The organism is Pontibacterium sp. (assembly GCF_041587635.1).
Taxonomy (GTDB): Bacteria; Pseudomonadota; Gammaproteobacteria; order Pseudomonadales; family Balneatricaceae; genus Pontibacterium.
Map to the genome: position 1 here is coordinate 1 of NZ_JBFGYC010000005.1, position 19,857 is coordinate 19,857.

Sequence of the window (19,857 nt, forward strand, 5' to 3'; positions counted from 1 at the left end):
CTGGAGACAGTTTCACCCAAGCGATCAGTTCTTCACCGTATTTCTTATCGGGTACACCGGTTACCTGCACATCAGAGATGGACGGGTGGGTGTACAGGAACTCTTCGATCTCTTTCGGGTAAACGTTTTCGCCACCACGGATGACCATATCTTTGATACGGCCTACGATCTGGATGTAACCTTCTTCATCCATCGTCGCCAGATCTTCAGTGTGCATCCAGCCCGCAGGATCAATTGAACCAGCGGTTGCTTCAGGGTTGTTCCAGTACTTCAGCATAACGCTGTAGCCACGGGTACACAGCTCGCCCACTTCGCCGCGCGGTACAATGTTGCCAGTGGCTGGATCAACCAGTTTGGTTTCCAGGTGCGGCTGGGTACGGCCAACGGTGGTTACACGTTTTTCGAATGGATCATCTGCCGCAGTCTGAGTGGATACAGGGCTGGTTTCAGTCATGCCGTAAGCGATCTGAACTTCTTCCATGTGCAGCTTGGAGTTCACGGCTTTCATGACTTCCGCAGGGCAGATGGAGCCGGCCATGATACCGGTACGCAGGCTGGATACGTCGTACTGAGCGAAATCAGGATGTTCCATCTCAGCGATGAACATCGTCGGCACGCCGTACAGTGCGGTTGCGCGTTCTTCTGCAACGGCTTCCAGTACGGATTTTGGTTCGAAACCATCATCCGGATAGATCATCGTCGCGCCGTGCGTCATACAACCCAGGTTACCCATCACCATCCCGAAGCAGTGGTACAGCGGTACAGGGATGACCAGGCGATCCTGATCGGTAAAGTTCATGCTTTCAGCAACGAAGAAACCGTTGTTCAGGATGTTGTGGTGAGACAGGGCCGCGCCTTTCGGGAAGCCGGTGGTACCTGAGGTGTACTGAATGTTGATTGGATCATCAAACTGCAATTCGGCCTGAATTTTCTGCAGCTGAGAGGCATCGATTTTTTCGGCCATCTCAACGAAGTCATCCCAGCGCCACATGCCGTCCAGCTTTTCAGCAGACAGGTTGATGATGCCTTTCAGGTTGGGCATTTTTTCAGACTGCAGTTCACCTTCAGCACAGGTTTTCAGCTCAGGTGCCAGGTCATACAGCATCTGGCTGTAATTGGACGATTTAAAGCTGTCGGCGGTGACCAGGAATTTCGCTTCAGACTGGTTCATCGCGTATTCCAGCTCGTGCAGACGGTAAGCTGGGTTAACGTTCACCAGAATAGCGCCCACTTTAGCTGTGGCGAATTGGGTGATGGTCCACTGTGCGCAGTTAGGTGACCACATACCAACACGGTCGCCGCGTTTTACGCCAATCGCCAGGAATGCGCGTGCAGCTTCATCTACACGCTGCTTCAGCTCGGCGTACGTCAGGCGAATACCCTGATGGCGAACAATCAGTGCGTCGTTATCGGGGTAGGTGGTTGCGATTTCATCAAACTTATCACCGATGGTCATACCGATCAGTGGCTTAGTGCTAGGACCGCTGGTGTAGCTAGGGATGTTGCTCATCGTTGTTGACCCCATTTGCTCGTTATTTTTTTAAAATTTCAAAAGGGTTTGGTGTGGTCTGTGCTGCCCCATACAGCTCAGACCGTTGAATATCATCGGTTGAGGCTGTGATATTCAGGGTTCGGCTGCATATCCACCGCGCTGGCGACCCGATTGGTCATGTTATAAAACCCAGCAATATTGGCGATATCCCAGATATCCCGATTGGTGAAGCCAACGTCACGCAGGGCCTGACGGTCGTCTTCACTCATTTCATTCGGGGATTCGGTCAGCTTAACGGAGAAATCAAGCATCGCCCGGTGGCGTTCGGAAAGCTCTGCAACGCGATAATTCATCACCATCAGTTCACCCAGTTTCGGGTCGCCGGAGTATTCTCGGACGGCGGCACCATGGGCAACCTGACAGTAGTAGCAGGCGTTAGAGGATGATACGGCAACGGCGATCATCTCTTTTTCCAGATCGGATAGTCCGCTGTCACCGAACATCAGTTCGTTATAGAAGCGGGAGAATACGTCCAGTTGGGTCGTATTCTGGCTGTATGCTTTGAGTACGTTGGGCACCATGCCCAGTTTCTCTTCGCAGACAGAGAAGTATTTCTGGTAATCCTCTGGCAACTGGTCGTGTGCGGGTAGCGGCAGATCCAGTGCGGTGATGTAGTCTGGTTGTGACTTCATCTGTTGTTACCTCGGTTTTATTTTTTTTTGTTTCGAGGCAGCGCCTACCGTTGTGGAAGGCGCTGTTTTATATCGGTTTTACTTGTCTTCACAGCCTATAGCAAGTGCGACTTTCGAACCGTTGCTGCGTCCAAGCCGGCCGGTGATCCAGTGGCTGGTTTGAACCAGCTTGTTCAGATCGATACCGGTTTCGATACCCAGACCGTTGAGCATATACAGCACATCTTCAGTGGCCACGTTACCCGATGCACCTTGTGCATATGGGCAACCGCCAAGGCCCGCGACTGAGGTGTCGATAACCGCGACACCTTCTTCAACCACGGCGTAGATATTCGCCAGTGCTTGACCGTAAGTGTCGTGGAAATGCGCTGCCAGTTTTTCAACCGGCACCTCTTTGGCGACCGCTTCCAGCATTTTCTTCGCTTTTAGCGGGGTACCCACACCGACGGTGTCGCCCAAAGAGATCTCGTAGCAACCCATGTCCAGCATGTCGCGGCAGACCGCTGCGACTTGTGCTGGCGCAATCTCACCATCGTATGGACAGCCCAGAACGGTGGAAACGTAACCACGCACACGGATACCGTGTTCTTTGGCGGTTTCGATCACCGGTAGAAAACGTTCCAGACTCTCCTTAATGGAGCAGTTGATGTTCTTCTGGGTGAAGGCTTCAGAGGATGCACTGAATACGGCAACCTCATCCGCTTTCGCTTCAATCGCACCTTCCAGGCCACGCAGGTTGGGGGTCAGGGCAGCATAAGTCACGCCCGGTTTGCGATTGATGCCCGCCAGAACAGCGGCCGCATCACCCATCTGGGGAACCCACTTGGGTGAGACGAAACTGGCTGCTTCAACGTAACTGAGACCGGCATCGGCAAGCCGATTGATCAGCTCTACTTTTACAGCTGTCGCGATGATGTCGCCCGGTTCGTTCTGGAGGCCGTCCCGAGGGCCGACCTCCACAATGCGGACTGAAGAAGGCAGAGAGGATGGCAATGCCATTACGCCGCCTCCTCATCCGCTGCATCCAGTGCGATCAGTTCAGAGCCTTCATTCACCAGATCTCCTTCTGCGAAGAAAATGTCAGCCACAACACCATCGGTTGGTGCAGAGATGCTGTGTTCCATCTTCATCGCTTCCATGATCACAAGTGTCTGACCGGCGGTTACTTCCTGGCCTTTTTCGACCAGTACGGCAACCACAGCACCGTTCATCGGTGCAGCCAAAGAGGCGTCACCTGCCTGCTCAGTTTCGCTGAACGTATCGCGATGCTGACGGCACTGGAACTGCTCACCTTCGTGGAAGATGGTCAGGTTGTCGCCATCCTGGAAGCAGTGCACGGTGAGACGATGACCGTTGATGATCACATTCAGTGCATCATCGTTCAGAGTCGCAGACACACGGTAGCTGGCTTCATCAACCGTAACTTCGTATTCAGGCTGCTGTTCCAGAATGCTCAGTTCGTGCAGGTCTTCACCCAGCATCAGCTTCATCGGGCGGGCGTATTCAGAGTTCAGACGCCAGCCGTTCTGTGACGAGAATGGGGAGAACGTATCGCCCTTGATCGTATTACCGGCTTTTGCTGTTTCAAGGAAATAAGCGGCAGCGATCGCCAGGCAGAACTGCTGATCCAGACGGCTGGCCGGGAAAAGGAGTTCGCGGTGCTTATCAATGAAACCGGTATCCAGATCCTGTTCGCGGAACGGGCCTGCATCGGCCAGATTGCGCAGGAAGCGGGTGTTGGTCTTGAGGCCCGCAATACGGTATTCCTCAAGTGCCTGAACCATGCGGTTGATTGCCGCTTCACGGTTTTCATCCCAAACGATCAGTTTAGCGATCATCGGATCGTAGAAAACGCTGACCTCATCACCTTCGATAACGCCGGTATCAACACGCACGTGGGCATTTTCAGCCGGGGTGCGCAGGTATTTCAGGCTACCGGTGGCAGGCAAGAAGTCGTTGTCCGGATCTTCCGCATAAATACGGGCTTCCAGTGCATGACCACGTACTTTGACCTGATCCTGAGTGATCGGCAGTTCGGAACCGTCGGCAATACGTAACTGCCATTCCACCAGATCCTGTCCGGTGATCAACTCAGTGACCGGGTGCTCAACCTGCAGACGGGTGTTCATCTCCATGAAGTAGAATGAACCATCGACGTCATACAGGAACTCAACCGTACCCGCACCCACGTAATCGATAGCCTGTGCAGCACGTACCGCTGCTTCACCCATCGCTACGCGCACTTCATCGGACAGACCCGGCGCAGGGGCTTCTTCAATAACCTTCTGGTGACGACGCTGTACGGAACAGTCACGCTCTGCGAGATAGATGCCGTTGCCGTGCTTATCACAGAACACCTGAATCTCAACGTGACGTGGCTGAGTCAGGTAGCGCTCGATCAGCATATCCGGGTTGCCAAATGCTTTTTTGGCTTCGCGGCAGGCAGATACCAGTGCTTCGTCAAATTCCTCTAAGGATTCAACAACACGCATACCTTTACCGCCACCACCGGCAACCGCTTTCAGGAGCTGTGGGAAACCGCACTTCTCAGACTCCTGCTTCAGCAGGGCAGGGTCCTGATCGTCACCGTGATAACCCGGTACCAGTGGAACGCTGGCGTGAGACATGATCTCTTTCGCCGCGGACTTAGAACCCATCGCTGCAATGGCAGAGGAAGGCGGGCCAATAAAGGTGATGCCGTTGGCTTCCAGTGCTTCTGCGAACTCGGTGTTCTCAGACAGGAAACCGTAACCCGGGTGAACGGCCTGTGCGCCAGACTGCTTGCAGATCTCGATGATCTTATCGGCACGCAGGTAGCTCTCGGTGCTTGGCGCAGGGCCCAGCAGGAAAGCTTCGTCAGCCATCGCCACGTGGCGGGCATTTGCGTCAGCTTCGGAGTAGACAGCGACACACTTAACACCCAGACGGTGAGCCGTCTGGATCACGCGGCAAGCAATTTCGCCACGGTTAGCGATCAAAATTTTATTAAACATAGCGGTTCTCCGTGTCGAAATTTCCTGCACGCACTGCGTGCGCGGGCAAGCGATTTGGCTTCGCCGCGAGCAGGCAAGCCTGCTGGTCACCACGGTTTGCAATCAAAATCTTATTGAACATGGTCGCTTACTCCTGAATCCAGTTTGGCTTGCGCTTCTGCAGGAAAGATCCCAGACCTTCCTGACCCTCTTCGCTGACACGAATGTCGGCGATGCGGCGTGCGGTGTCATCGATCACTTCCTGATTGATGACTTTGCTGCTAACGGCAAAGATCAGCTCTTTGGCCGCATGCATCGCCTGCGGGCTGTTACGACGCAGCTGTTTCACTAAGCGGGCACAGGCATCGTCCATCAGTGCAGGGTCGGCCACGACTTCGTGGACCAGACCATATTCCTGCGCCTGACGGGCAGTAAAGACTTCTGCTGTCACGAAGTAACGACGGGACTGACGTTCGCCAATGGCACGTACCACGTACGGGCTAATGACCGCAGGGATCAGGCCGATTTTGACTTCACTCAGACAGAACTGGCTGGATTCGGCGGCGATAACAATATCGCAGCACGCAGCCAGACCGACTGCGCCGCCGTAAGCAGCACCCTGTACCAGACCAATTGTTGGCTTGGACAGTTCGTTCAGTACTTCCATCAGGCGTGCCAGACGACCCGCGTCCTGCACGTTTTCCTCATGGGAGTTCTGCGCCATACGCTTCATCCATGCCAGATCAGCACCGGCGGAGAAGTTCTTACCGTTAGAGCGCAATACCAGTACGCGGATCTCAGGATCTTCGTCGCAGGCTTCCAGCTGGGTAATCAGCTGCTCGATCACATCATCGTCGAAAGCGTTATGCACTTCCGGACGGTTGATGATCAGCTGGGCAACACCGTCGCTGCCTTTTTCCAGTAATACAAAGCTATTAGACATAACAGCCTCCTTACATACGGAAGACACCAAACTTGGTGTCAGCGATCGGTTTATTCAGAGCGGCAGACAAGCCCATGCCAATAACATCACGAGTCTGAGCCGGATCGATAACACCGTCATCCCACAAGCGCGCGCTAGCGTAATATGGGTGACCCTGATGTTCGTAGGTATCGATGATCGGTTTCTTGAACTCAGCTTCGTCTTCCGCAGACCATTCCTGACCCTGACGATCCATGTTGTCGCGACGTACGGTAGCCAATACGCCTGCTGCCTGTTCGCCACCCATCACGGAGATACGTGCGTTTGGCCACATCCACAGGAAGTTCGGGCTGTAAGCTCGGCCACACATACCGTAGTTACCTGCGCCGAAAGAGCCACCGATCAGTACAGTCAGCTTAGGCACGTTGGCACATGCAACCGCGGTTACCAGCTTGGCACCGTGTTTAGCGATACCTTCAGATTCAGATTTCTGACCGACCATGAAGCCGGTGATGTTCTGCAGGAACAGCAGAGGGATTTTGCGCTGGCAGCACAGTTCGATGAAGTGGGCGCCTTTCTGTGCGGAATCACTGAACAGGATGCCGTTGTTCGCCACGATGCCCACAGGATAGCCGTGGATATGAGCGAAACCAGTCACCAATGTAGTGCCGTACATTTTCTTGAATTCGTCGAATTCAGAACCGTCTACGATGCGCGCGATAATCTCGCGAACGTCGAACGGTTTCTTCAGATCGGTGCCAACGATGCCGTAGATCTCATCAGCACTGTATAGCGGTGCTTTTGGCTCGCGGATATCCAGATCCAAGTTCTTCTTGCGGTTCAGATTGGATACGGTTGTACGGGCGATCTGCAGTGCGTGTGCATCGTTTTCTGCGTAGTGATCGGCAACACCGGACACTTTACAGTGAACATCAGCACCACCCAGATCTTCTGCAGAGACCACTTCACCAGTTGCGGCTTTAACCAGCGGAGGCCCCGCCAGGAAGATAGTACCCTGATTACGCACGATGACAGACTCATCCGCCATGGCAGGAACATAGGCACCACCGGCAGTACACAGGCCCATTACGACAGCGATCTGCGGGATGCCTTTAGAAGACATGCGCGCTTGGTTGTAGAAGATACGACCGAAGTGATCGCGATCCGGGAACACGTCATCCTGTTGTGGCAGGTTCGCGCCGCCTGAATCGACCAGATAGATGCAGGGCAGGTGGTTTTGCTCCGCGATCTCCTGAGCACGCAGGTGCTTTTTAACGGTTAGCGGAAAGTACGTGCCGCCTTTAACGGTAGCGTCATTGGCGATGATCATGCATTCCTGGCCGCTAACACGGCCAATACCTGCAATGATGCCCGCTGCCGGGATCACATCATCATACACTTGGAACGCCGCCATCTGGGACAACTCCAGGAATGGAGAACCTTCGTCAACCAGAGCATTAATGCGTTCGCGTGGCAGTAATTTACCGCGGGAGAGGTGGCGTTCCTGGTACTTAGGGCCGCCGCCTTGTTCGATGGTGCCAACTTTATCACGCAGGTCGTTTACAGCTTCTGCCATGGATTCATGGTTGCTGAGAAAATCTTCTGCGCGTGGATTGATTTTGCTTTGCAGTACGGTCATACCGGACTCCTCAAACGGGTTCCTGAATAGATAGTGGTCTGGACGGCGTACTGCTTCCTTTTATATAGGTAGTCATAAGGAAGCAGCAGGCGGTCCGGGTAGGGCGTTGCGCCTTACTTGTTCAGGAACAGCTCGCGGCCGATCAGCATACGACGGATTTCGGACGTGCCGGCACCGATTTCGTACAGCTTCGCGTCACGCAGCAGGCGACCTGTAGGGAATTCGTTGATGTAACCGTTACCACCCAGCAGCTGGATAGCATCCAGAGCGATCTTAGTGGCCATTTCGGCAGTGTAGAGGATGCAGCCAGCCGCATCTTTACGGGATGCTTCACCGCGTACCGCTGCTTGTGCCGCCATGTAAACGTAAGACTTAGACGCATTCATGATGGAGTACATGTCAGCGACTTTACCCTGTACCAGTTCGAATTCACCGATAGACTGGCCAAACTGCTTACGGTCACGGATGTATGGAATGACGATATCCATCGCCGCTTCCATGATACCCAGAGGACCACCGGATAGCACCAAACGCTCGTAGTCCAGGCCGGACATCAGAACCTTAACACCACCGTTCAGTTCACCCAGGATGTTCTCTTTAGGTACCGGGCAATCTTCAAACACCAGCTCACAGGTGTTGGAGCCGCGCATACCCAGCTTGTCCAGTTTCTGGTGACGGGAGAATCCAGGGTAATCACGTTCTACGATGAATGCAGTGATGCCTTTAGGGCCTGCTTTAACGTCAGTTTTTGCGTAGATAACGTAGGTGTTGGCATCAGGACCGTTGGTGATCCACATCTTGTTGCCGTTCAGCAGGTAGTGGTCGCCGTTATCGCGTGCATGCAGTTTCATGGAAACAACATCGGAACCGGCATTCGGCTCGGACATCGCCAGTGCACCGATATGTTCGCCGCTTAACAGCTTAGGCAGGTACTTCTGTTTCTGCTCTTCGTTACCGTTACGGTGAATCTGGTTAACACATAAGTTGGAGTGTGCGCCGTAGGACAGACCCACAGAAGCAGATGCGCGACTGATCTCTTCCATCGCAATGACATGAGCCAGGTAGCCCATCTCTACACCGCCGTATTCTTCTTTTACTGTGATGCCGAGCAGGCCCATGTCACCAAACTTGCGCCACAGATCATTTGGGAATTCGTTCTTCTGATCTATCTCTTCAGCACGTGGTGCGATTTCCTTTGCTGCGAAGCTGTTGATCTGCTCGCGCAGCATATCAATGGTTTCGCCCAGTCCAAAGTTAAGTCCAGAGTATTGTGAGATCATAATTTCACCCATTGCTCGCCGATTAACCGCTTCCTTATTGCACTAGGCTCTTGGAAGTCAGTTTTATTCGGTCTGTTGTTGTTTTTGTTTAGTTGTCAGTTCGTTTAATGCGTCTCTGCAGCGAGACTCTGCGCTGTCCAGTTCTAGCTGGACCATCGCGATGTCTTTAATTTGCTGCTCCAGTTCGGCACGTTTTTCAGAAATCTTTATCAGCAGCAGGCTCAGTTGTTTCTCGCTGCCACTCGTGGTCTCGTCCCAAAGGGAGAACAACTCTCTAATCTCAGCCAGTGAGAAACCTAAGCGCTTACCCCGCAGGATCAACTTCAAGCGCACACGATCCTGGCTGGTATAGATACGGGTTTGTCCCCGACGGCCAGGTGTCAGCAAGCTCTGGTCTTCATAGAAGCGAATGCTGCGCGTTGTTACGTCAAACTCTTGCGAGAGTTCACTGATCGAATAGGTCTTTTTAAAGGTCATTACTTCGTACTACCACGTTTTAGGTTAGCGTAAAGGAAGTTTACGTAAACGTAAAGCTGAATAAGGGAATTCAGATATTTTAGCACAATTGGGTATATTCGAGTTATGAAATTGATTTGTAAGGGTTTTTAGTCGTTTTTAGGGGGTAAAACACCCGTGATTAGACTAAAGTAGTACTTGGCTTCCTGTAGGGGAAATTGCTAATTTTGGGGCACGGCTTACGCAAAAGTAAGCATCTTCCAGTGAAATTGAACTGGTAACCATAACAATAAAAACGGCGAGGCTTGGGTTCCGCATGAGTGTCGATTACGTGCTGCAAACCTCTGATTTGGTTAAAGAATTCAAAGGTTTCACGGCAGTAGATAATGTAAATTTAAACGTTGAGCGTGGCTCTATTCACGCACTTATCGGCCCGAATGGTGCTGGTAAGACCACCGTTTTTAATCTGCTGACAAAATTTTTAACGCCTACCACCGGCAAAATTCTGTTTAACGGTGAAGATATTACGTCTATGAAATCGGCAGCGATCGCCCGTAAGGGTATCGTGCGCTCATTTCAGATCTCTGCTGTATTTCCGCACCTTAGCGTGCTGGAAAATGTGCGGATCGCACTACAGCGTAAAGAAGGTAACAGCTTCCATTTCTGGAAATCTGAGAAGGTGCTGGATAAGCTGAATGATCGTGCAATTGAACTGCTTGATGAAGTTGGTCTGAAAGATTATGCCAATGCCATCACAGTTGATCTGCCATATGGTCGTAAGCGGGCGCTGGAAATTGCGACTACTCTGGCTCTGGATCCTGAAATGCTGCTGCTGGATGAGCCCACTCAGGGTATGGGTCACGAAGACGTGGATGTAGTGGCCGCGCTGATTAAGAAGGTTTCCAAGAATCGAACCATTCTGATGGTTGAGCATAACCTGCATGTGGTAGCCAAACTGGCTGACAAGATTACCGTACTGCAGCGTGGTGCGATTCTTACCGAAGGTGATTATGCAACGGTATCTCAGGATCCGCAGGTGCGCGAAGCCTATATGGGTGTTGAGGCTGATGATGAGGTCGCTAATTCTATCGCGGCTGAAAGTGCTGCGGCCAGTGCTGTAGAGAAGGAGGCAGTGGGATGAGCAGTACCGGTGAAAAGATCCGCATTGTAGATTTGCATGCCTATTATGGTGAGTCGCATATTCTTCACGGCATCGATATGAGCATCATGCAGGGTGAGCTGGTTACCCTGTTGGGTCGTAATGGCTCAGGCCGTTCTACAACCTTGAAGTCGATTATGAATATGGTGGGTCGTCGTACCGGCCAGATTAACGTCAATGGTAATGAGACCATTGATATGCCGGCGCATAAAATCGCACATCTGGGTGTAGGTTACTGCCCGGAAGAGCGAGGTATCTTTTCCAGCTTAAATGTTGAAGAGAACCTGATGTTGCCACCTAGCGTTCGTTCCGATGGTATGAGCGTTGAAGAGATCTATGAAATCTTCCCGAATCTGGCTGAGCGTCGTTATAGTCAGGGCACCCGTCTTTCAGGTGGGGAACAGCAGATGCTGGCGATGGCCCGTATTCTGCGAACCGGAGCCAATGTACTACTGCTTGATGAGATCACAGAAGGTCTGGCACCGGTAATTGTACAAAAACTGGCTGAAGTTCTGGTCATGCTGAAAGAGCGTGGCCTGACCATTTTGCTGGTCGAGCAAAATTTCCGTTTTGCGGCTCCAATTGCTGATCGTCACTACGTTATGGAACATGGTCATATCGTGGAGGAAGTTCTTAAAGATGAGCTGGAAGCTAAAACGGAACTGTTGAATACCTATTTAGGTGTGTAAGGCTTGGGTGCTAAACACCTGAGTTGACATCTGATTCCCTTGAAGTTTGATAACAATAAAAATTTCTCAAGCAGGAGTGTTCCATGAAATTAATGAAAAAAACCGTACTGGCTGCAGCAATGACTCTGGCAGCGGCAACTGGTGTACAGGCCGCTGGTGTATCCGATAATGTAGTTAAAATCGGCGTGCTGGGCGATATGGGCGGTGTTTACGCTGATATTGCGGGCCCGGGTAGCGTCGCGGCAGTGAAAATGGCTGTTGAAGACTTTGGTGGCACAGTATTAGGTAAACCTATTGAAGTGGTTTCCGCAGACGATCAGAACAAAGCTGATGTCGGGTCCACTATCGCTCGTAAGTGGATCGATGACCAACAGGTTGACGTTATCAACGGTGCTGTTGCCAGCTCAGTTACCGGTGCGGTAACTAAGGTTATGACCGCTGCTGAAAAGATCACTCTGATCGCGGCGTCTGCTAGCCATGCATTTACCACCAAGGCTTGTTCTCCATTCAACGCCCACTGGACTTACGACGTTGTATCTTTAGCCAACGGTACTGTTAAACCAATGGTTGCGAGTGGCAAAGAGAAATGGTTCTTCATCACTGCTGACTACGGCTTTGGGCATGCGCTTGAGAAAGTGGCTACTGGCGTGATCAAGGAAAATGGCGGCACCGTTGTTGGTGGCGTTCGTGCTCCTCTAGGCACGACTGACTTCTCTTCTTATATCCTTCAGGCTCAGTCCTCTGGTGCCGACGTTATCGCCTTGGCCAATGCTGGCGCTGACATGGTTAACTCGTTGAAAACTGCTGCTGAGTTCGGTGTTACCGAAATGATGGATGTAGCAGGTCTGCTGGTGTTCACACAGAATGCTCAGGCGCTTGATCCAGCTATTGCTGGTGGTATGAAGCTCACCACTGGCTTCTACTGGGATATGGATGATAAAACCCGCGCTTGGTCTAAGCGTTACATGGAGCGTATGGACGGCAAGATTCCTTCCATGGCTCAAGCTGGCGCTTACTCCTCTACCATGCACTACCTGAATGCGGTTAAAGCTGCAGGTACCGATGAAGGTAAGGCGGTCATGGCTAAGATGAAAGAAACCCCAGTAGAAGATTTCTTCTCGCGTAATGGCTACCTGCGTAAAGATGGCCGCATGGTTCACGACATGCTGCAGGTCCGCATTAAGAGCGCGGACGAGCGTGCAAACGACAATGATATCTTTGCTATCGAAAAAGTTATCAAAGGCGACGATGCTTTCCTACCGCTGAGCAAGGGTGGCTGTGAATTCGCTATGGCGAAATAGTAATCCCCGCTTAAGCAACATGAACGTCTGATGTGCCGGCCACCCCATCCGGGGTGGTCTCTATTACTACAAGAACGATACGAATCACTAGGGTGCGACTATGGCGACCTTTCTCGGAATTAATCTGTTTGCTCTAACAGGACAGCTGCTAGTTGGCCTGATCAATGGCTCATTCTATGCATTGCTTAGTCTCGGTCTGGCGATTATTTTTGGTCTGTTAAAAATTATCAACTTCGCGCAGGGCGCGATGTATATGCTCGGCGCTTTCTTTGCTTGGATGGCTCTGAACTACATGGGTATCAACTATTGGGCTGCGCTAATAATTGTGCCGATTGCAATAGGTGGTATCGCGATTCTTATTGAACGCTTTTTGGTGCGTCCGATTGCTGGCGAAGATCATCTCTACAGTCTGTTGCTGACATTTGGTATTGCACTGGTTTTGCAGGGTGTATTCACCCATATCTTTGGGTCTTCAGGTCTTCCTTACCAGATTCCTGAAGAGCTTAAAGGCGGTACTAAGTTACCGTTTATGTATCTACCTAATTACCGTGCCTGGATCATAGTCATCTCACTGATTGTCTGTGTGGGTACCTGGTGGGTTATCGAGAAGACTAAGCTGGGCGCGTATCTGCGCGCTGGTACTGAAAATCCGCAGTTGATGCAGGGTTTTGGTATCAACGTCCCGCTGATTACAACTCTGACCTTTGGTTTTGGTGTCGCGCTGGCCGGTTTTGCGGGTGTTCTGGCAGCTCCGGTTTACTCTGTAAGCCCTGATATGGGCTCGAGTATATTGATCGTGGTATTCGCCATCGTTGTTATTGGCGGTATGGGGTCTATCGGTGGTGCCATTCTGACCGGCTTGATGATGGGTGTGGTAGAAGGGTTGACGAAGTTCTTTTATCCGGAAGCTTCAGCCACTGTCATTTTCTTGTTCATGGTGATCGTGCTGCTGATTAAGCCTGCCGGTCTGTTCGGTAAAGAGGCTTAGGAGTTGACCATGAAAATTAATAAGCTTTATCTGGTATTGTTTCTTCTGGCGTTGGTAGCGCCTGCGATTTTGTATCCAGTGTTCCTGATGAAGGTGCTGTGCTTTGCGCTGTTTGCCTGCGCCTTTAACCTGTTGCTAGGCTTCGTTGGTCTACTGTCCTTTGGTCACGCAGCCTTTTTGGGAACCGGTGGTTATGTCACTGGTGCATTGATGTTGCATACAGGTATCGGGCCTGCGCTGTCTGTCGTGGTGGGTACTATTGCGGCGGGATTGTTAGGTGCTGTATACGGTAAGCTGGCAGTTAAGCGTGAAGGTATCTACTTTGCGATGGTCACGTTAGCACTGGCTCAGTTGGCATTCTTTTTCTATCTACAATCACCGTTTACCGGTGGTGAGGATGGTCTTCAGGGTGTACCGCGTGGCACGCTGTTCGGTATCTTCGACCTGTCGGATAATATTGTTATGTACTACTTCGTACTGGCAATCTTTATCTTCGGCTTCTGGTTAATTCACCGGACCATACATTCACCTTTTGGTCAGATTCTGAAAGCGATTCGTGAAAATGAGCCGCGGGCAGTGTCGTTGGGTTACAACGTTAATGACTATAAGTGGGTTGTGTTTATTATCTCTGCTGCACTGGCGGGTCTGGCGGGTTCAACTAAAACGTTGGTATTCCAGCTGGCGTCACTGACCGATATCCATTGGCATATGTCCGGTGAGGTTGTGCTGATGACCTTGCTGGGGGGTATGGGCACTATCTTTGGGCCTGTTGTGGGTGCCGGTGTGGTTGTCACTATTCAGAACTATCTGTCGGGTGGTGAGCTGGGTAACTATATTCATATCATCATGGGCTTAATCTTCATTGTCTGTGTGCTGGCATTCCGTAGCGGTATTGTGGGTGAAATCCAGAAGGTGATTAAGCGTAATTTCAGCTAAGCGCAAGCTATAAAAAGGGTGCAACCGTGCACCCTTTTTTGTGTCTATAAGCTTACGTTAACGTAAACATTTAATGTGTTTTTAAGGTGAAAAATATGAGTCAGGATGCAGTAGTGATTGTGAGCGCAGCGCGCACCCCGATGGGCGGCATGGCGGGTTCACTGAGCGATGTGCGTGCACCAGATCTGTGTGCCACTTCTATCAAAGCTGCCATTGAGCGTGCTGGTGTGCAGGCTGAAGATGTCGATGAGGTTGTGATGGGCTGCGTATTGCCGGCGGGTCTCGGTCAGGCTCCGGCACGTCAGGCATCTCGCGCTGCTGGTATTCCTGATGCAGCCGGTGCAACCACGGTCAACAAAATGTGTGGTTCGGGTATGAAAGCCGTAATGCTGGCGCACGACCAGATTCTGGCGGGCTCCGCCAGCATCATGGTTGCCGGCGGTATGGAAAGCATGAGCCAGGCACCTTACATCCTGCCGAAAGCGCGTCAGGGTATGCGTATGGGACACGGTCAGGTTATGGATCACATGTTCCTGGACGGTTTGGAAGATGCCTACGAAGGTGGTCTGATGGGTACTTTCGCGCAGAAGAGTGCGGATGATTACAACATCACCCGTGAAGGCATGGACGATTTTGCCATCGGTTCCCTGAACAAAGCGCTGGCGGCGATTGAAGCCGGGGAGTTCAAAGAAGAGATCGCGCCTGTAACCATCAAAACCCGTAAAGGTGAAGTGGTTGTAGATACCGATGAGCAGCCGGGCAATGCGCGTATTGATAAGATCCGTGGTCTGCGTCCAGCGTTCAAGAAAGACGGCACCGTGACTGCTGCGAACTCCAGCTCCATCTCTGATGGTGGTTCCGCGCTTCTGCTGATGAAAGAGTCTGAAGCAAACGCGCGTGGCCTGCAGCCGCTGGCGCGTATCGTTTCTCACTCTACCCACGCCCAGCTGCCTGCAGAGTTCACCATTGCACCGATTGGTGCAATCCAGAAAGCGCTGGATAAAGCAGGCTGGGGCAAGGACGACGTAGATCTTTACGAGATCAACGAAGCCTTTGCTGTAGTGTCCATGCTGGCTATCAACGAGATGGGCCTGGACGCGGATAAAGTCAACGTGCGCGGTGGTGCGTGTGCGCTGGGTCATCCGATCGGTTCCAGCGGCTCACGTATCATGGTAACCCTGCTGCACGCTCTGAAGCAGAAAGGCCTGAAGAAAGGCGTTGCGTCCCTGTGTATCGGTGGTGGTGAAGCCACAGCCGTTGCTGTAGAGATGATCTAAGCCTTACAAGGTTCCCGTCTACGGAACGGGCTGTTGCTGTTTGAAGGGGCGGCAGCGGCGAATCCGCTTTCTCTCCAGCCGGGCGTGTCTGACACTGCCCGGCTTTCTCGTTTCTTGATGTATTAAATTCGGTTGGGGTTGTTTCCCTTATCTCGTCTTACCTGTCTGTTCTTCAATCACCTTTGTATGGATACGCGCCGGTACGCATCTTCCGGTACTGACTCGGTGATACACCCATCAGCTTTTTAAAAATCCTTGAAAAGTAATAGGCATCTTCATACCCCACTGCGAAGGCTATCTCGTTGATGCTGTTATTGGTGGTGTCCAGCAGGTGGCAGGCGCGTTCGATTTTGAGCTGAATAAAATGATTGATGGGCGTTGTGCCGGTAATCTCTTTGTATTTTTTTACAAAGTGGTATTTCGACAGGTTAACGGTTTCAGCCAGTGTATCCAGATCCAGCTGTTCGTGTGCGCGTGCCTGCATCAAGCTGTGAACCCGCTCGATATCGATGCCGTCCCCGGATTGTTTATGACGTGCCAGAGGCTGTAGCAAGGCGATATGCGCCATTATTTGTCGCAGTTGGTTAGCTGCACAAATATAGGCGTTGATGTTGTAGGTGGACTCACGGGCTTCCAGAAGTGCTTCAAAATCACTGACCAGTCGGGAGTGGATACCAATGGGCATCACCAGATGGGGTTGGTCGCTTCTCGGCAGTGCAAGGTGTTGTACAAAATCACTGGCATGGTGACCGTGAAAATGGACCCAGTAGATCGTCCACGGATTTTTGCGGCGTGCTTTATACGAATGTGGGATGCCCTTAGGAATTAACAATATATCACCGGGTCGTACACGGTGCTTTTTGCCTCCGGCTTCTAAATCTCCTTCTCCATCAAGGCAATAGATCAGCAGGTTGTCATCGTGTACGTCCCGTTCCATATGGTGTCCGGTCGCTTGGCGATAATATCCCATGCCTAGGGGGTACAGGCCGCTACTGAGCGGATGTTGAGCTAACTCGGAAATGACGCGGCGCGGAATAACGAAGCGAATGCTTTCAGGAGGCAGTGGCCAGCTTGATGGTGTGCTCATAGATACGACCTATGTATAAGGGAAATTACCTAATGAATCGCAATATAGTCCATCAATAAGACAAGATTATCAATCCTGAAGTTCAGGGTCGCATGATACAACTTAACCATCACGTTCCAAACGTAAGAAACGTTCCAAACAAAAGACGAATAACAACAACTAACCAGAGGCATAGGTAAAAGCGATGACTCAGCAAGTACCTCTCCTGATCAATGGCGAATTCGTTCAGAGCGAATCTCAGAACTTTATCCCTGTAACTAATCCAGCGACGCAGGAAGTTATTGCGCAGGTGCCTTGTGCAACTGAAGCGGAAGTAGAAGGCGCAGTTGAAGCGGCTAAAGCGGCTTTCGAAACCTGGAAAGAGACACCAGTTGGTGAGCGCGCTCGTCTGATGCTGCGCTACCAGGCGCTTTTGAAAGAGAATCATGACGAGATCGCAACCCTCTTGGCGCAGGAAACCGGCAAGACGTTTGAAGATGCAAAAGGCGACGTGTGGCGTGGTATCGAAGTTGTAGAACACGCGTGCAACATTGCATCTCTGAGCATGGGCGAAACAGTCGAAAACGTAGCGCGTAAGATCGATTGCTACAGCATCACTCAGCCACTGGGTGTATGTGTCGGTATTACTCCTTTCAACTTCCCGGCAATGATTCCGCTGTGGATGTTCCCAATGGCGATTGCTTGCGGTAACACATTTGTACTGAAGCCATCCGAGCAGGATCCGCTGACGCCGATGCGTCTGGCTGAGTTGTTCCAGGAAGCAGGCGCACCAGCAGGTCTGCTGCAGGTTGTTCACGGTACTAAAGACGCTGTTAACCAGCTGCTGACCCACAAAGATACTCCAGCGATCTCCTTCGTAGGTTCTGTCGCTGTCGGTGAGCATATCTACCGTACCGGTACCGACAAGATGAAACGCGTACAGGCATTTGCCGGTGCGAAAAACCACATGGTTATTATGCCGGATGCGGCTAAGAACCAGGTTGTTAACAGCATCGCGGGTGCATCTGTGGGTGCTGCGGGTCAGCGTTGTATGGCGATCTCCGTTGCTGTCTTCGTCGGTGAATCCCGTAAGTGGATCCCAGAAGTACGTGATGCGCTGGCGAAAGTACGTCCGGGCGCATGGGATGACCCAGAAGCGGGTTACGGTCCTCAGATCAACCCTCAGGCTCGTGACAAAGTTCTGGGCTTCATTCAGCAGGGTAAAGATGCTGGTGCCGAGTGTATCCTCGACGGTTCTGATGTTGTGGTTGAAGGCTACCCGGACGGTAACTGGGTGGGTCCAACCATGTTCCGTGGTGTGACTACTGAGATGTCTATCTACCAGGAAGAGATCTTTGGCCCTGTGCTTATCGCTCTGGAAGTTGACACGCTGGATGAAGCGATCGAGCTGATCAACAACAACCCATACGGCAACGGTACGTCTATGTTCACCTCTTCTGGTGCTGCAGCACGTAAGTACCAGCACGAGATCAAAGTGGGTCAGGTAGGTATCAACGTACCTGTACCAGTGCCTCTGCCAATGTTCTCTTTCACTGGCTGGAGAAAGTCTTTCTACGGTGATCAGCACGCTTACGGTAAGCAGGCTGTACGTTTCTACACAGAAACTAAGACTGTGACTGCTCGCTGGTTCGAAGACGACATTGATACCGGTGTAAACACCACTATCCAGCTGAAGTAATTTTCAGCACGTACCAGAAAACAACAGAAGAAAAACCGAGAAGGGAGCGCGGTTCGTCTAAATGGCGGAATCGCGACTCCCTTCCGCGTAGGAGAGAGCGATGGATTTCGAGCTGAATGAAGACCAGATTGCATTCGCCGACATGGCCCGTGCCTTTGCACAAAACGAATTTGAACCCCATGCCGCCGAATGGGATCAGGAACAGACTTTCCCGGTAGACGTACTGCGTGCTGCAGGTGAGATGGGCTTTTGTGGCCTGTATTCACCGGAAGACGTAGGCGGGTTAGGCCTGAGCCGCCTGGATGCCAGCATTATCTTTGAACAGCTGGCGATGGGTTGCACCTCAACCACAGCGTTCATCACTATCCATAACATGGCCACCTGGATGATTGCGGACTTCGGCAACGAAGATACCCGTCAACAGTGGTGCCCTGAACTAACCGCCGGTCAAAAACTGGCGTCTTACTGCCTGACCGAGCCGAATGCAGGCTCCGATGCAGCCTCCCTGAAAACCACCGCGCGTCGTGAAGGTGATAACTACATCCTGAACGGTAGCAAGATCTTTATCTCCGGCGCTGGCAGCACAGATGTACTGGTCGTTATGGCACGTACCGGTGTTGATGGTCCAAAAGGTATCTCTGCATTTGCAGTAGACGCCAAGGCTGAAGGCATCGTTTACGGCCGTAAAGAAGAAAAGATGGGCTGGAACAGTCAGCCAACCCGCATGATTACGTTTGAAGACGTTGTTGTACCTGCATCCGCTTTGCTGGGCAACGAAGGTGACGGCTTCAAGATCGCCATGAAAGGTCTCGATGGCGGTCGTATCAATATCGCAACCTGTTCCATTGGTACCGCACAGGCTGCGTTGAATCGTGCTCGCGATTATATGCATGAGCGCAAACAGTTTGGTAAAGAGCTGGCAAATTTCCAGGCCTTGCAGTTCAAACTGGCCGACATGGTGACTGAACTGGTTGCTGCACGTCAGATGGTTAGGTTGGCTGCGTCTAAACTGGATGCGGGCCACGCGGACAAAGCTGCATACTGTGCAATGGCAAAACGTTTCGCCACGGATGTTGGTTTTAACGTAGCTGATGAAGCGTTACAGATTTTTGGTGGTAACGGTTACATCAAAGAGTATCCGATGGAGCGTTATGTACGTGATAACCGCGTACACCGTATTCTGGAAGGTACGAACGAAATTATGCGCGTCATCGTAGCACGTCGTGTGTTGATGGAAGACGCAGCGGATCTGATTTGATCCTCACCTGCAGACAAGATTTGGAGATTTA

The 19,857-nt window shown here is 51.7% G+C and carries 18 protein-coding genes; 8 read left to right on the forward strand and 10 right to left on the reverse strand.

Annotated elements, in window-relative coordinates:
* The 9 genes from ABYW01_RS00780 to ABYW01_RS00820 all read right to left on the reverse strand — a co-directional run.
* A partial coding sequence (locus tag ABYW01_RS00780) for an AMP-binding protein (RefSeq protein WP_372830643.1) occupies positions 1-1,510 on the reverse strand: 1,510 nt, incomplete at its 3' end.
* A gap of 92 nt (positions 1,511-1,602) precedes the next feature.
* A complete protein-coding gene (locus tag ABYW01_RS00785; protein WP_372830644.1) occupies positions 1,603-2,184 on the reverse strand; it encodes a peroxidase-related enzyme in 582 nt (193 codons plus the stop codon).
* A gap of 78 nt (positions 2,185-2,262) precedes the next feature.
* Positions 2,263-3,183: a hydroxymethylglutaryl-CoA lyase gene (locus tag ABYW01_RS00790; protein ID WP_372830645.1), complete on the reverse strand. Its 921-nt coding sequence runs from the start codon at positions 3,181-3,183 to the stop codon at positions 2,263-2,265.
* The gene (locus ABYW01_RS00795) at positions 3,183-5,177 is read right to left on the reverse strand and encodes an acetyl-CoA carboxylase biotin carboxylase subunit (protein WP_372830646.1); all 1,995 of its coding nucleotides are present in this window, start codon (positions 5,175-5,177) and stop codon (positions 3,183-3,185) included. Before ABYW01_RS00795 ends, ABYW01_RS00790 begins: the two co-directional genes overlap by 1 nt.
* Complete coding sequence (locus tag ABYW01_RS00800; protein WP_255512553.1) at positions 5,170-5,298, reverse strand: hypothetical protein; 129 nt, start codon at positions 5,296-5,298, stop codon at positions 5,170-5,172. Before ABYW01_RS00800 ends, ABYW01_RS00795 begins: the two co-directional genes overlap by 8 nt.
* A gap of 6 nt (positions 5,299-5,304) precedes the next feature.
* Positions 5,305-6,099, reverse strand: coding sequence for an enoyl-CoA hydratase/isomerase family protein (locus ABYW01_RS00805; protein WP_372830647.1), 795 nt, complete (start codon positions 6,097-6,099; stop codon positions 5,305-5,307).
* 10 nt (positions 6,100-6,109) lie between these two features.
* Positions 6,110-7,717 carry a carboxyl transferase domain-containing protein gene (locus ABYW01_RS00810; RefSeq protein WP_193954102.1) on the reverse strand — a complete coding sequence of 536 codons (1,608 nt, stop codon included), beginning with the start codon at positions 7,715-7,717 and terminating at the stop codon, positions 6,110-6,112.
* Positions 7,718-7,830: 113 nt separating this feature from the next.
* On the reverse strand, positions 7,831-8,997 hold the full coding sequence (locus ABYW01_RS00815) for an isovaleryl-CoA dehydrogenase (protein ID WP_372830648.1): 1,167 nt from the start codon (positions 8,995-8,997) through the stop codon (positions 7,831-7,833).
* A 63-nt stretch (positions 8,998-9,060) separates the two neighbouring features.
* Positions 9,061-9,474: a MerR family DNA-binding transcriptional regulator gene (locus ABYW01_RS00820; protein WP_372830649.1), complete on the reverse strand. Its 414-nt coding sequence runs from the start codon at positions 9,472-9,474 to the stop codon at positions 9,061-9,063.
* Between the two features lie 295 nt (positions 9,475-9,769).
* Here ABYW01_RS00820 and ABYW01_RS00825 point away from each other — a divergent pair, with 295 nt between their 5' ends.
* The 6 genes from ABYW01_RS00825 (at position 9,770) to ABYW01_RS00850 (ending at position 15,803) form a co-directional block, all read left to right on the forward strand.
* On the forward strand, positions 9,770-10,594 hold the full coding sequence (locus tag ABYW01_RS00825; protein WP_372830650.1) for an ABC transporter ATP-binding protein: 825 nt from the start codon (positions 9,770-9,772) through the stop codon (positions 10,592-10,594).
* A complete protein-coding gene (locus ABYW01_RS00830; protein ID WP_372830651.1) occupies positions 10,591-11,301 on the forward strand; it encodes an ABC transporter ATP-binding protein in 711 nt (236 codons plus the stop codon). Before ABYW01_RS00825 ends, ABYW01_RS00830 begins: the two co-directional genes overlap by 4 nt.
* Before the next feature lie 83 nt (positions 11,302-11,384).
* Positions 11,385-12,602: an ABC transporter substrate-binding protein gene (locus tag ABYW01_RS00835; protein WP_372830652.1), complete on the forward strand. Its 1,218-nt coding sequence runs from the start codon at positions 11,385-11,387 to the stop codon at positions 12,600-12,602.
* Between the two features lie 100 nt (positions 12,603-12,702).
* Complete coding sequence (locus ABYW01_RS00840; protein WP_372830653.1) at positions 12,703-13,590, forward strand: branched-chain amino acid ABC transporter permease; 888 nt, start codon at positions 12,703-12,705, stop codon at positions 13,588-13,590.
* A gap of 9 nt (positions 13,591-13,599) precedes the next feature.
* Positions 13,600-14,526 carry a branched-chain amino acid ABC transporter permease gene (locus ABYW01_RS00845; protein ID WP_372830654.1) on the forward strand — a complete coding sequence of 309 codons (927 nt, stop codon included), beginning with the start codon at positions 13,600-13,602 and terminating at the stop codon, positions 14,524-14,526.
* A gap of 95 nt (positions 14,527-14,621) precedes the next feature.
* Positions 14,622-15,803: an acetyl-CoA C-acyltransferase gene (locus ABYW01_RS00850; RefSeq protein ID WP_193954094.1), complete on the forward strand. Its 1,182-nt coding sequence runs from the start codon at positions 14,622-14,624 to the stop codon at positions 15,801-15,803.
* Between the two features lie 172 nt (positions 15,804-15,975).
* On the opposite strand, the gene ABYW01_RS00855 is transcribed toward ABYW01_RS00850, so the two are convergent.
* The gene (locus tag ABYW01_RS00855) at positions 15,976-16,890 is read right to left on the reverse strand and encodes an AraC family transcriptional regulator (RefSeq protein WP_372830655.1); all 915 of its coding nucleotides are present in this window, start codon (positions 16,888-16,890) and stop codon (positions 15,976-15,978) included.
* A gap of 184 nt (positions 16,891-17,074) precedes the next feature.
* Between ABYW01_RS00855 and ABYW01_RS00860 the strand changes: the two genes are divergently transcribed.
* Together ABYW01_RS00860 and ABYW01_RS00865 are read left to right on the forward strand one after the other, a co-directional pair.
* Complete coding sequence (locus ABYW01_RS00860) at positions 17,075-18,568, forward strand: CoA-acylating methylmalonate-semialdehyde dehydrogenase (RefSeq protein WP_193954092.1); 1,494 nt, start codon at positions 17,075-17,077, stop codon at positions 18,566-18,568.
* 100 nt (positions 18,569-18,668) lie between these two features.
* Positions 18,669-19,826, forward strand: coding sequence for an acyl-CoA dehydrogenase family protein (locus tag ABYW01_RS00865; protein ID WP_372830656.1), 1,158 nt, complete (start codon positions 18,669-18,671; stop codon positions 19,824-19,826).
* The last annotated feature ends 31 nt before the right edge of the window (positions 19,827-19,857 follow it).